This is a genomic window from Halopseudomonas salina, from assembly GCF_008641105.1.
Window position 1 is genome coordinate 718,315 of record NZ_VTTI01000001.1, and the last position, 11,958, is coordinate 730,272.

Consider the following 11,958-nt stretch of genomic DNA (forward strand, 5'->3'; position numbering starts at 1 on the left):
GATCACTCTCCGGACCGTGTTTCCTGTTTTTTACGTTCGGATTCGGCATTGATGGTATCGCCGCTGCTCTTGTCCTGCACCGAAGGTTTTTCATCTTCCGTATTCACTGACTTGCGAAAGCCCTTGATCGCCTCGCCCAGATCGCTACCGACACTCTTCAATCGTTTTGTGCCGAAGAGCAGGATGACGATCACCAGAACGATCGCCAGTTGCCATATGCTGATGCCACCAAAACCCATTTTAAACCCCCAGGGCTATGCCCTAATTAGTTTGGCGAGATGCCTTTTCGGTTAGACCGGACAGATCAAAGCGTCGTTCCAGTTCTTTGAGAATATCGTCGGGACCCAGTCCCAGATGGCTGAGCATGACCATGCTGTGAAACCACAGGTCGGCCGTTTCGCCAATCAGTTCGGATTTGTCTTCACGGTGCTCGCAATCCTTGGCAGCGAGCAGCGTCTCAGTACACTCCTCACCGACCTTTTCAAGAATCTTGTTCAGCCCCTTGGCGTGCAGGCTGGCCACATAGGATTTGTCGCTGCTGGCCTGTTTGCGCTGCTCCAGGACCACCGCAAGACGACTTAGAGTGTCATTCATGTTTGTGCTCATAGATCTCATCGGGGTCTTTGAGAACGGGGTCTGCGATTTGCCATTCGTTGCCGCGCAGAACCCGGTAGAAGCAGCTTTCTCTTCCGGTGTGGCAGGCCATGCCGCCAATCTGCTCGACCATCAGGATGATGACGTCGGCGTCGCAGTCAAGCCGGAGTTCGTGCAGAACCTGAACGTGTCCGGATTCTTCGCCCTTGCGCCAGAGTTTTTGCCTTGACCGCGACCAGTATATCCCTCGGCCTTCAGAGGCAGTGAGCTGCAACGCCTCGCGATTCATCCAGGCAACCATCAGCACGCGCTGGGTGTGAATGTCCTGCGCAATGGCGGGTATCAGGCCATCAGGCCCCCACTTCACGGTATCTAGCCAATCGGTACTTTCAGTCTTGTCAGTCATACGCAGAAGTGTGCCAGTTAAGGGTCCGGTTGCGCCAGCAGTAAGTAAGCTAACCGCGGCCGAGTACCAGCCAGCCGCCAATGGCCAACAAAAGCCAGTTGCTTGGAGCTGCATCGCTCCACATGGCAGGATCGCCGCCCAACTGGCTTGCCCCCAGTAGCAGCAGTAGCAAGCCTGCCAGCCGCAAAACGGTATTGCCTTTTCGAACCACCACGGGCGGCTGGCGCTCGGCCAGGTTGTCCAGTGCATGACGGGCGCTGTGCAGCAATGCCGGTACCTGGTCCAGCTGTTGCTGCCAGTGCCGCAGTTGGTGCGCAGGCATTGCACGTTCGCGCATCCAGCGCTCGAGATAGGGTTGGCCGGTACTCCAGAGGTCCAGGTCGGGATACAGCTGACGTCCCAGCCCTTCGATATTGAGCAGCGTCTTCTGCAGCAGTACCAGCTGTGGCTGGACTTCCATATTGAAGCGTCGCGCGGTCTGGAACAGGCGCAGCAGCAGCTGACCAAAGGAGATGTCTTTCAGTGGGCGCTCGAAAATGGGCTCACAGACGCTGCGAATGGCGGCTTCGAATTCATTGACCCGGGTTTCGGCGGGTACCCAGCCGGAGTCGATATGCAACTGAGCCACCTGGCGGTAGTCGCGCTTGAAGAATGCCATCAGGTTGCGTGCCAGATAGTTCTGATCCTCCGGCGTCAGGCTGCCAACGATGCCGAAGTCAACAGCCAGGTACTGCGGCTCCCAGGGGTGACTGCGCGAGACAAAGATATTGCCGGGGTGCATGTCTGCATGGAAAAAGCTGTCACGGAAAACCTGGGTAAAGAATATCTCGACCCCTCGCTCCGCGAGCTTCTTCATGTCGGTGCGCTGGTCCAGCAGGCCAGCCATGTCAGTAACTGCCAAACCATTGATGCGTTCCATAACCAGGACCTTGTGCCTGCTCCAGTCCCAATAGATCCTGGGTATGTAGAGTAGCGGTGAGTCCTCGAAATTGCGCCTCAATTGGGAGGCGTTGGCGGCCTCGCGGTACAGGTCCAGCTCGTCAAAAATGGTGTTCTGGTAGTCGCTGACAACCTCGACCGGACGCAATCGCCGCCCTTCGACCCACACCCGTTGAAGTAGCTTGGCGGCCAGGAAAAGCCATTGCATGTCCTGGTGGATGGTCTGGCCGATGCCAGGACGGATGACCTTGACGACGACTTCACTGCCGTCATGCAGGCGTGCTGCATGTACCTGGGCGACCGAGGCAGAGGCCAGCGGCTCGTCGCTGAAGCTGCTGAACACCGAGTCAATTGATTGCCCGAGCTGTTCCTCGATGCGTTTGCGCGCCTGAGCGGCCGGGAAAGGCGGCACCTTGTCCTGCAGGCGTGCAAGTTCCAGGGCAATGTCGTCTGCCAGCAAGTCGCGCCGGGTAGACAGAATCTGACCGAACTTGACGAACACCGGGCCGAGGTCCTCGCATGCCAGACGCAGCCGGGCGCCACGGCTCAGGTCTTTGGGGGCGGGGCACAAGCGCCACGGGCCGATACGAAGCAACAAGCGCGCGAACCAGGGTAACGGAACGGCCCACAATAGCTGGTCCAGCCGATAACGAGTAAATATCCGGGCGATGCGAAAGAGGCGCAGCAGGGCAATCGAATTCATGCTTCGGGGGTTTCCGGGTGATGGTCGCTCAGCTGTTGTACCCGCGCTTCCAGGCGGTCCAGGTCCAGGCGTAGCTGATAAAGCTGGTCCGCGGAGACTTGCGCTTCAGCATTGCCGACGAGTTGGCCACTCTCTTCAGTCAGGTATTCAGCCAGGCTGCGTCCCAGCGTCTGTCTGGCTCCGCCGCCCCATTCCCAGCTTTTGCGCGCAACCTGTGCAACAGCATGGGCCGGCACAGGCCCAAGCCAGCGAGAGAGCTCTGCTTCACCGTCCAGCTGCAGATCCGCCATGGCGTTTTGCAGGCTGACTAGCACCTGGCTATCGCCGCTGAGATGTAATTCCGGATCCTGTAGCAAAGGTTGTCGCTGATTGCTGATCAGCAATTTCGCGAGCAGGCTGCTGGGGGCGCTCAGAGTGCAGTCAGGCTCGTGGGTACTGTCTGTGGTCAGGCCGATACCGTTAGAACCTGGCTGCAGATACAACTGCCAATCCGGATTTCGCCCCTGTACCAGAACGGTCTTGTTCTGCAGTGCCGCCAGGCGACTCGCCGTGAGCGGATCCCGCTCCAGCGCCAGTCTCAAGCTGCGCTCAGCCGCACCCAGCATGGCGCGGGTCAGCATCAGGGCTTGATTCCCCGGTGCAGTGCCACCACGCCACCGGTCATGTTGTGGTAAGTCACGCGCGCAAAGCCGGCTTCTTCCATCATCGCCTTGAGCGTTTCCTGATCCGGATGCATGCGGATCGACTCGGCCAGATAGCGATAGCTCTCGGAATCGTTGGTGACCAGCTTCCCCATCAGCGGTAGCAGGGTGAAGGAATATTGGTCATAGGCCTTGGACAGTAACTTATTACCCGGTTTGGAGAACTCCAGAACCAGGAGCCGACCGCCGGGCTTGAGCACACGCAGCATCGAGGCTATCGCACGATCCTTGTGGGTAACATTACGCAGCCCGAAGGCGATGGTGATGCAGTCAAAATGATTGTCCGGGAAGGGTAGCGCTTCGGCGTCGGCCTGCACAAAGCGCACATTGCCGGCAATGCCCTGATCCAGCAAACGGTCACGCCCGACCTTGAGCATGGAGTCGTTGATGTCGGCAAGTACCACCTCGCCCGCGGTGCCCACCAGTTTGGAAAATTTGCGGGTGAGATCACCCGTGCCGCCAGCGATATCCAATACCCGGTTACCCGGCCGTACACCCGAGAGCTCGATGGTGAAGCGCTTCCACAAACGGTGGACGCCGCCGGACATCAGATCGTTCATCAGATCGTAACGCGCCGCTACGGAATGGAATACATCAGCGACACGCGCGGCCTTCTCGGATTCGTCGACAGTCTGGTAGCCGAAGTGCGTCGTGCGATCTGTTTTGTGTTCGTCTGTCATGGACTCATCTGCCTGGCAAATCAGCTTCTATTCTAACCACTTTTTCGGTTTGAGCGGGGGTTTTCAGGTGGACAGGCTGTCGCAGTAGCAGGATGACGCTGGACCGGCTTTGCGGCATGCTATGGCACCTGACCTAAACAAGAGAGAACACCCATGGCGACTGTTGATATCACCCGCGAACACAATCTGGGCAAGGAAGAAGCGCGTGCGCGTGCCCAGAAGATGGCCGACAAGCTGGCACAAAAGCTGGATGCGAAATGTACCTGGGAAGGCGACAACCTGAGTTTCAAGCGCAGTGGCGCTGATGGTTGTATCGAGGTGCGAGAAGACCTGGTAAGGGTGACGGTCAAGCTCGGCATGATGCTCACGCCCATGGCTGGCATGGTCAAGGGTGAGATCGAAAAGTCACTGGACAAGTATCTGAGCTGATCGGGTGCTTTTAGTATGTGTTTTCTAATTCTTACGGGTAGTTTGACTCTCAAGGATCGATAACCGGTCCACTTTTGATCCATTTGAGGAGTTACTACCATGGCCAAATCCACAGCCAAGAAAGTTGAAGAAAACACCGCATCAGTCGCCGGCGACATGAAGAACTACGCTCACCAGATCTGGTTGGCGGGCCTGGGTGCCTATGCCAAGGCAGGCAAGGAAGGCGCGGATTACTTCAAGAAGCTGGTAACCGAAGGCGAAGCAGTCGAGAAGCAGGGCAAGGAACTGGTCTCAAGCCAGGTCGAGTCAGCCACCAGCCGTGTCAACAGCAAGGTTGAGAGCATTCGCGAGCGTTTTCAGACCCGCACTGGCACCAGCTTGAACAAGGTTGAGGAAGTATTCGACGAGCGCGTAGCTTCGGCACTGAGCCGTATGGGTATCCCCAGCAAGAAGGACGTTGACCAGTTGTCTGCTAAGCTGGATGATCTGACAGCTGCAATCAAGTCGATGGAAAGCAAGTAAGGTCACAGAGGAGTCACTCCATGGCGGGCAAGAAAAAGCAGGAAAAGGATACTGGCTGGATCAGCGATATAGAAAGCTATTCGCGGCAGATCTGGTTGGCTGGACTGGGCGCTTATGCCAAGGTCGGTAAGGAGGGTGTCAAGCTCTTCGATACGCTGATCAAGGATGGCGAGCAGGCTGAAAAAGCGGCCAAGGCCGAAATCGACAAGCAGGTCGAGTCCGTCAAGGGCAAGACCACCAAAGGCAAGAAGGATTCTGTCGATGCTGCCAAGTCCAAGGTCGACAAGGCTCGGGGCAAGGTGTCCGGTCGCTGGGATGAGCTTGAAGCTGCCTTTGACAAGCGTCTGAACAGTGCTGTTTCCCGTCTGGGAGTGCCTTCGCGCGATGAAGTAAAAGCGCTGAATGCCAAGGTCGACGAACTGACCAAACTGATCAGCCAGATGAGTAACGCCAGGACGCCGGCGAAGGTGGCACCGAAAGCTGCGCCCAAGCCAGCTACTCGTGCGGCTGCCAAGCCAAAACCGGCAGCGAAGGCTGCGGCTAAACCTGTTGCCAAGAGCGCGCCAGTCAAGCCCAAGGCGCCTGCGGCAGCAAAGGCTCCGGCTAAGCCGAAGGCGCTGGCCAAACCAAAAGCGCCGGCCAAACCAAAAGCAGCTTCAGAGTCTGGTACTGCAGCCAAGCCTCAGGCAGCTCCAGGCAAGACAGCTGTAACTGCTCCGGCGGCACCTGCAGCGGCCAGCCCGGCAACGGCGGCTGACAAGCCAACCAACAGCTAACACCTGCTGGTTGACAGAAACCCGATCCGCGCAAGCGGGTCGGGTTTTTTATTATTCAAAGAACGAGAATTAGTATGTTTTTTCTAAAATGACTAGATAGTCTTTTAATGAGGCTGCGGTTCCGCAGCAAGCTGAAGTCTTTTTTCAACAGGGAGTAATGATCATGGCTAATGCTAAGACAGGCAATGTGCTGGAGTCGGGCGCACACTTTTTCAACGAGGTCGTCGACGGCATGAAGACTCAGACGCGCCAATTCTGGCTGGCTGGCCTGGGTGCCTACGCCAAAGCCGGCAAGGATGGCATGGAGTACTTCAAGAGCCTTGTTGCAGAGGGTGAAGTGCTGGAAAAACAGGGTAAAGAGCTTATTTCCGAGCAGACCGATAACGCTAACGAGAAGCTGGCCGAGCTGAAATCGCGTTTCGAGGATGTAACCGGTGGGCGTTTCCAAAAGGTATCCAGCACGCTTGAAGAGCGCCGGGCAGATTTTCTCAGTCGCTTCGGTATTCCCAGCAGCCATGAAATTGAAAAGCTGTCCGCCAAGCTCGATGAGGTATCCAGTTCATTGAAGAAGACGCAAGCGCGCTGATTGTCGTTAGCTCTTGCATCTGCTGAACCCGGCCGTGGCCGGGTTTTTTGTGGGCAGGACGTGGGTCAGTTGTAGCGTTGTATCAGACTGCTCATCCAATGCCGCGTATCTGTTTCGAGGTAGGGCAGCAGCAAACCGAGTACCTGCTGGACGGCCTGAGTTGGCTCATCGTCCTCGCGTTGGCTGACGCGTTGGTAATCAAGCCAGAACAGTACGGTTTGGCATAGTGCATCGAGCAGCCGCTCCAGGGCCTGTGCATCACAGAGCAAGCGTTGCTGCTCATGCAGGTCGAGCAATAGGCGCTTCAGTGTCGAGCGCAACGCGTCCACCCACTGGCGCATACTGCGAGCGATGACGGTATAGCGGCCTATAAGGTTCGACAGATCCTGGAACAGAAAGCGGTAGGCGATGATCGATTCAAACAGCAGGTGCAGAAACAACCAATAATCCTCAGGCTCCAACGGGCCTGCGCGGGACTCCAGATGAAGAAGGCCGTGTGTCTGGTCGAGGAAGTCTGCGAGCAACTCCTCCAGTAATGCCTCCTTGCCGCGGAAATGGTAGTAGAGATTGCCGGGACTGATATCCAGCTCAGTGGCGATATCCAGCGTAGTAACGTTGGGTTCACCGTGCTCGTTGAATAGCTCCAGGGCACACTGCAGGATTCGCTCACGGGTTTTCATTCAGGGCCTCACGATTTGTGCACATAGCGACCTGGTGCTGCCTGCAACGGTGGGAAGTCGGGATTGCCCAGTATGGCAGGGGCGGGAACAAGCGGGCCGCTATGCGCCTTGGTCCAGTCACTCCAATGGCTCCGCCAACTCCCCTGAAGGGGGGCATGTTGGTGCAGCCAGCTGGTTATAGGGCTGTTGTCAGTCACCGTTCCGGCCCGGAACCAGGCGCCGGGATGATCCAGTGGGTTGACCAGGCTCTGGATATGGCCGCTATGACTCTGTACGAAGGTTTTCTCGCCGCCCATACGCCGCATGGGAAAGCTGTTGGCGCAAGGTACGATATGGTCATGCTGTGCGCCCAGGTGCCAGCTGGGGGTGGAGACTGCGCGCAGATCGATTGCCTGACCCTGAACGACGAGACTGCCCGGCCGGGCAAAGGGGTCGCGCTCGAAATAATCCAGAAAGTCTTCCACCAGCCTGGCGGGTAGCCGGGTACAGTCCTGGCTCCAGGACAGAACGTCTCGCGGTCGAGGATCCTGTCCCAGCGCATAGCGCTCCACGGCCTGAGCCCAGACGAACTCTTCCGGTCTCTGCCAGGAGAAAGCCCTGGCTATATCGCTGGCCGGCAGGAAGCCATGGTGCCAGAGTCTGCTGCGCAACCGCTGGCGCGCAGCGGGTCCGAGCATCCGCAACAGGCCGGTGTCCATGCGTGCATCGATGGGCGTTACCAGGTAGCTGGCACTGCAGATCCGTTTACTTTGTCCGCGACTTTGCAGCACGCCCTGCATCAGGAGGGCGAGAAGTCCCCCGGCACAAACGCCCATCAGGTTTACCGGGCCGTTACCGGTTAACTGGCTGACCACCCGCAAGGCTTGATCGCAGGCACTGACGTACTGGTTGAACCCCCAATTTCTATGTTCGGGGTCCGGGTTGCGCCAGCTGATCATGAAAACCTGCAGCCCCTGATCCAGAGCATGGCGAACCAGGCTGGAGCTTTCGGTCAGGTCCAGCAGATAAAAGCGGTTTAGTGGCGGGGGGACCATCAACAGCGCTCTTTGGTGAGCTTGCGCAGTGGTTGGCTGGTACTGAAGCAATTCGAACAGCGGTTCGCGCATGATGACCTGGCCGGGGGTGGACGCGAGGTCGCGGCCAACCAGGAAGGCATCATCGGCGCACAGTGGAGCTGCAGGACGCCGGAGCACCAGGTCTGTAAGCAGGTTGCGCGTTCCCCGGCACAGGCTGGCGCCGCGCGTATGCCGTAATCGGTCAATGAACACGGGATTGGCCGGGGAGTTGCTGGGCGCTAGCGTGGCACTGAGCATGTCTCCCAGTTGCCGAAGGCGAGCGCGGTCTGGCTCGGGAATATCCAGATCGTCGAGCCACTGCCGGTAATGCACCTGCCAGCCAAGCCAGCCTTGCAATGTGCGACGTAAAACCGGATTGGTTTGCCAGGCGCAATGATCGAATCGTCGATCCCGTGGCGGGACAGGCAACGCGCTGTTGCCCTGTACCGCTTTGGCCAATTGAACAGCGAAATGACCCAGGTAGCGCGCGTGATGCGAAGTTTGATCCGGCAACGTCCGCAAGACGGCAAGCAGACTGTCGGCGAGGTCGCCAGCCAGCGCTGCTGCTGCGTTGTGGGCACTGCTTTCAGGCATCCAGCGTTCCTTGTCCAGATACAGAGGGGATGACTTGCAGTGTACCCATCTACGGCGTCACATGTCTCCTGTTGCGCCTGCTCTCTCTAGTGCTTGGCTAGCGGTTCGGCACGAGGGCGGATAACCGCCGGCTGCCGCTCCTCGGCCAGAAAACGCATAATGATCGGAGCGACCGACGCAGCACGGGTAATCAGGAACAGGTGGCCGTCATCAATCACGTGGAGTTCGGCGTTGGGGATTCGCCACGCAATCATTCGCATGTTGACCAGAGGGATGATTGGGTCGTCATCACCGGCCATTACCAGCGTTGGCTGACGGATCTTGTGCAGCCAGTGGATGCTGGTCCAGCCTAGCCCCGCCGCCAGCTGCCAGTAGTAACCTACCTTGCCGGACGAGCGCACCTTGGACGCGTGGCCGCGGGCCAGATCCGGATCTCGCCTGAAGGCGCCACCATAGATGTCGGGTGCAATCTTGACTACGTGGGAAGGCTGAATATACCGCCGTGGGCTGGCCATTTTCAGCAGCACATGAGGCCTGCCCGGTACCATGAAAAAACCTGGCGAGGTGGCGGCCAGAATCAGCTTCTTGCACCGCTCTGGATAATCGTGGGCAAACTGCTGGGCCAGGGCACCACCCCAGGAAACGCCAATCACATTGACCTGGCCGTAATCGAGATAATCGAGCATGCGTGCTGCCAGCTTGGCCAGGCCCGGAAAACGGAATGGCGTTCCGGGCGTGGAGGAGCCGCCGACGCCAGGTGCATCAAACACGATGACTTCGAGGTCGGGATCCAGTGCCTTGACGAAGGGAAACACCAGTTCGAGGTTTGCCCCAATGCCATTGAATACCAATAAGGGTGGCAGGTTACTGCTACCCGGGCGAACGGCCGTTCGCAGGAACTGACCGTTCAGCTCGATAGTGCGAAATACAAAATTCTGAGGCATGTATCGTTCTCGTTTGCACGCTCCTAGCGTTCGTGGACGTAGGTCCCGGGAGCCGCTTCCATCGGCGCATAATCTGCATTACCCAACGCTGCAGGGGCGGGTTTGATCTTGCCGCCCCGAGCATGCAACCAGTCACGCCAGTAGGCCCACCAGGAGTCAGCCTGCTTGGTGGCGGTCTCCAGCCATTGCTTCGGATCTTCTGGCATATGGGTATTGGTAAAGAAACGGGACTTGGGGTTGCCAGGTGGATTCAGGATGCTTTGTATATGACCACTGGAAGATAAAACAAATTCACATTTTCCACCCAATAATTGGGCAGACTTGTAACAGGCGTCCCAGGGGGTGATGTGGTCGTTGAGTCCGGCAATGCAGAAAAAATCGGCCTTGACCTGTTTCAGGTCGATAGGCGTGCCGCATACTTCCAGTGCCTTGGCCCGGGTCAGGGGGTTGGTCTTGAACATCTCCAGAAACTCGCCGTGCAGCGCCGCTGGCAGACGGGTAGTGTCGTTGTTCCAGAACAGGATATCGAAAACCGGCGGCTCATTACCCAGCAGGTAGTTGTTCACCCAGTAGTTCCAGATCAGATCGTTGGGCCGCATCCAGGCAAAAACCTTGGCCATGTCCCGGCCTTCGAGTACGCCGTTCTGATAGGACATGCGCCGCGCCGCCTCAATCGAGCGCTCATCGGCAAAGAGCGCCACCTGAGTCTTGATGCCGGTGTCCAGTACGCTGACTAGCAGTGTGAAGGCGTGAACCTTCTTTTCTTTGAGGGCGGCATAGTGTCCCAGCAAGGAGGCGGTGGTAATACCGCCGGAGCATGCGCCGAGCATGCTCAGATCCTTGCTTCCGGTGATTTCTAGTACGATGTCGATGGCCTCTTTCAAAGCCTCGATATAGGTAGACAAGCCCCATTCGCGCTGCGCCTTGGTCGGGTTGCGCCAGCTGATCACAAAGGTCTGCATGTGGTTGGCGGTGAGGTACCGAGCGAGACTCTTTTCCGGTGACAGATCGAATACGTAGAATTTGTTGATTTGTGGTGGCACTACCAGCACCGGGCGCTCGTAGACTTCTTCTGTCAGTGGCTTGTACTGAATCAGTTCCAGCACTTCATTGCGAAAGACCACCGAACCCTTGGTGACGGCGAGATTCTTGCCGACTTCAAAGGCGTTCATGTTGACCTGGCTGGGCATGCCGCCGTTATTGGCGATATCCTGAGCCATGTGCGTCAGCCCGTCGAGAATACTTTTTCCGCCGGTCTCGAAGAAGCGCTTCACTGCTGCCGGGTTGAGGGCGGTATTGGTTGGTGCCATGGCTTCTGTCAGCAAAGAAATCACGAACTTCGCTCGCGATACATCCTGTTCGGGCAGATTGGAGGAGGTGATCCACTCGTTTAGCTCGGTGCGCCAGGCCAGATAGCTCTGCATGTAGCGACGATAAAGCGGATTCTGGCTCCAGGTAGGGTCCAGAAAGCGCTTGTCGTCTGCGCTTGGGGTGATTTCGGAGCGGCCAATCATTACCTTGGTGACCGCCACGGATAACTTGCCTATGTGCCTCAGGCTGTGCACCGGCTGTTTGACGGTTTGCCGCATGACCTGTCTGGCTGTGCTGATGATGTCGCGTGTCGGCGCGCCGATTACCGGGTTGGGTCCGAGAATATTCTCGCTGGCTCTCTTTCCGAGCTCTTCATTCTTGTTCTGGGCCATCGGGTAAAGCTCCGTAGTAGCAGTTTCAGCCTGGGCTGAAGGGTCAGGAATACGGTGGGGCAGCCGGGCGGATATGTTCAGGCTGCCTAAAGTGTGTTCGTCTGAGACAAGTTAGCATGGCCTGATGCTGCTGTTAAAAGGATTTTATTTGGCAATTCAGGCAGGACGGCTATGGAGCCGAAAAGGGCAAGGGCGGGCAGGGCACCCATTTCAGGGAATAAAACGGACCGCACTGGTGTGCGGATCGCGACTGGCTCCGGCCTTTTCCAGCTGGTCCAGGTAGAACTGCCAACGGCTTTCCTGATTGACCGCAAGTTCGTGAAGATAGTCCCAGGTGTACAGGCCGCTGTCGTGGCCATCGTCAAAGATCAGTTTTAACGCATAACGACCGGCCTGCTCGATGCCGGCCAGACTCACATGCTGCTTTCCTGTCTGTAACACCGGCTTGCCATGGCCACGCACCTCGGCGGAGGGGGAGTAGACCCGCAGATATTCGGCCGGCAGCGCGTACTCCTTGCCGTCGGCATACGCCAGGCGCAGGCTGCGCGAGGCTTTCTGCAGCTTGATAGAGGTGGGGATGGGTGCGGGCATGGGAGGCCTTTTAGCTTCAAGCGGCAAGCTTCAAGCGACAAGTCGAACAGCAGCT

Annotated in this window: 15 protein-coding genes; 4 read left to right on the top strand and 11 right to left on the bottom strand. The window is 57.7% G+C overall.

What is annotated here, in order from left to right; all coding sequences use genetic code 11:
• Positions 1–2: 2 nt before the first annotated feature.
• From tatA to ubiE, 6 genes are read right to left on the bottom strand one after another with little or no spacing between them, the layout of a single operon-like run.
• On the bottom strand, positions 3–239 hold the full coding sequence (gene tatA, locus FZF01_RS03305; RefSeq protein ID WP_150276655.1) for a twin-arginine translocase TatA/TatE family subunit: 237 nt from the start codon (positions 237–239) through the stop codon (positions 3–5).
• Between the two features lie 22 nt (positions 240–261).
• Positions 262–594 (bottom strand): phosphoribosyl-ATP diphosphatase, encoded by a 333-nt coding sequence (locus FZF01_RS03310; RefSeq protein ID WP_150276656.1) that lies wholly within the window; start codon positions 592–594, stop codon positions 262–264.
• Positions 587–1,000: a phosphoribosyl-AMP cyclohydrolase gene (gene hisI, locus FZF01_RS03315; protein ID WP_150276657.1), complete on the bottom strand. Its 414-nt coding sequence runs from the start codon at positions 998–1,000 to the stop codon at positions 587–589. The genes FZF01_RS03310 and hisI overlap by 8 nt, the downstream gene beginning before the upstream one ends.
• A gap of 49 nt (positions 1,001–1,049) precedes the next feature.
• A complete protein-coding gene (gene ubiB / locus FZF01_RS03320) occupies positions 1,050–2,642 on the bottom strand; it encodes a ubiquinone biosynthesis regulatory protein kinase UbiB (RefSeq protein WP_150276658.1) in 1,593 nt (530 codons plus the stop codon).
• Positions 2,639–3,262 carry a ubiquinone biosynthesis accessory factor UbiJ gene (locus FZF01_RS03325; protein ID WP_150276659.1) on the bottom strand — a complete coding sequence of 208 codons (624 nt, stop codon included), beginning with the start codon at positions 3,260–3,262 and terminating at the stop codon, positions 2,639–2,641. Before FZF01_RS03325 ends, ubiB begins: the two co-directional genes overlap by 4 nt.
• Entirely contained in the window at positions 3,262–4,023 is a 762-nt protein-coding gene (gene ubiE / locus FZF01_RS03330) for a bifunctional demethylmenaquinone methyltransferase/2-methoxy-6-polyprenyl-1,4-benzoquinol methylase UbiE (RefSeq protein WP_150276660.1), read from the bottom strand. Before ubiE ends, FZF01_RS03325 begins: the two co-directional genes overlap by 1 nt.
• Before the next feature lie 153 nt (positions 4,024–4,176).
• Between ubiE and FZF01_RS03335 the strand changes: the two genes are divergently transcribed.
• From FZF01_RS03335 to FZF01_RS03350, 4 genes are all read left to right on the top strand, one after another.
• Complete coding sequence (locus FZF01_RS03335) at positions 4,177–4,452, top strand: polyhydroxyalkanoic acid system family protein (RefSeq protein WP_150276661.1); 276 nt, start codon at positions 4,177–4,179, stop codon at positions 4,450–4,452.
• A 99-nt stretch (positions 4,453–4,551) separates the two neighbouring features.
• Positions 4,552–4,974: a phasin family protein gene (locus FZF01_RS03340; RefSeq protein ID WP_150276662.1), complete on the top strand. Its 423-nt coding sequence runs from the start codon at positions 4,552–4,554 to the stop codon at positions 4,972–4,974.
• A 20-nt stretch (positions 4,975–4,994) separates the two neighbouring features.
• Positions 4,995–5,750, top strand: coding sequence for a phasin family protein (locus FZF01_RS03345; protein WP_150276663.1), 756 nt, complete (start codon positions 4,995–4,997; stop codon positions 5,748–5,750).
• Between the two features lie 163 nt (positions 5,751–5,913).
• Positions 5,914–6,336 carry a phasin family protein gene (locus FZF01_RS03350; RefSeq protein ID WP_188434354.1) on the top strand — a complete coding sequence of 141 codons (423 nt, stop codon included), beginning with the start codon at positions 5,914–5,916 and terminating at the stop codon, positions 6,334–6,336.
• A gap of 65 nt (positions 6,337–6,401) precedes the next feature.
• Here the strand turns inward: FZF01_RS03350 and FZF01_RS03355 are convergent, their stop codons facing one another.
• The 5 genes from FZF01_RS03355 to FZF01_RS03375 all read right to left on the bottom strand — a co-directional run bounded on the left by FZF01_RS03355 (position 6,402) and on the right by FZF01_RS03375 (position 11,903).
• On the bottom strand, positions 6,402–7,016 hold the full coding sequence (locus FZF01_RS03355) for a TetR/AcrR family transcriptional regulator (RefSeq protein WP_150276665.1): 615 nt from the start codon (positions 7,014–7,016) through the stop codon (positions 6,402–6,404).
• Between the two features lie 8 nt (positions 7,017–7,024).
• Complete coding sequence (locus FZF01_RS03360) at positions 7,025–8,665, bottom strand: PHA/PHB synthase family protein (protein ID WP_150276666.1); 1,641 nt, start codon at positions 8,663–8,665, stop codon at positions 7,025–7,027.
• 86 nt (positions 8,666–8,751) lie between these two features.
• Entirely contained in the window at positions 8,752–9,609 is an 858-nt protein-coding gene (gene phaZ, locus FZF01_RS03365) for a poly(3-hydroxyalkanoate) depolymerase (protein WP_150276667.1), read from the bottom strand.
• 23 nt (positions 9,610–9,632) lie between these two features.
• Entirely contained in the window at positions 9,633–11,312 is a 1,680-nt protein-coding gene (phaC, locus tag FZF01_RS03370) for a class II poly(R)-hydroxyalkanoic acid synthase (protein ID WP_150276668.1), read from the bottom strand.
• 210 nt (positions 11,313–11,522) lie between these two features.
• Positions 11,523–11,903 (bottom strand): gamma-butyrobetaine hydroxylase-like domain-containing protein, encoded by a 381-nt coding sequence (locus FZF01_RS03375; protein ID WP_150276669.1) that lies wholly within the window; start codon positions 11,901–11,903, stop codon positions 11,523–11,525.
• Between the last annotated feature and the right edge of the window lie 55 nt (positions 11,904–11,958).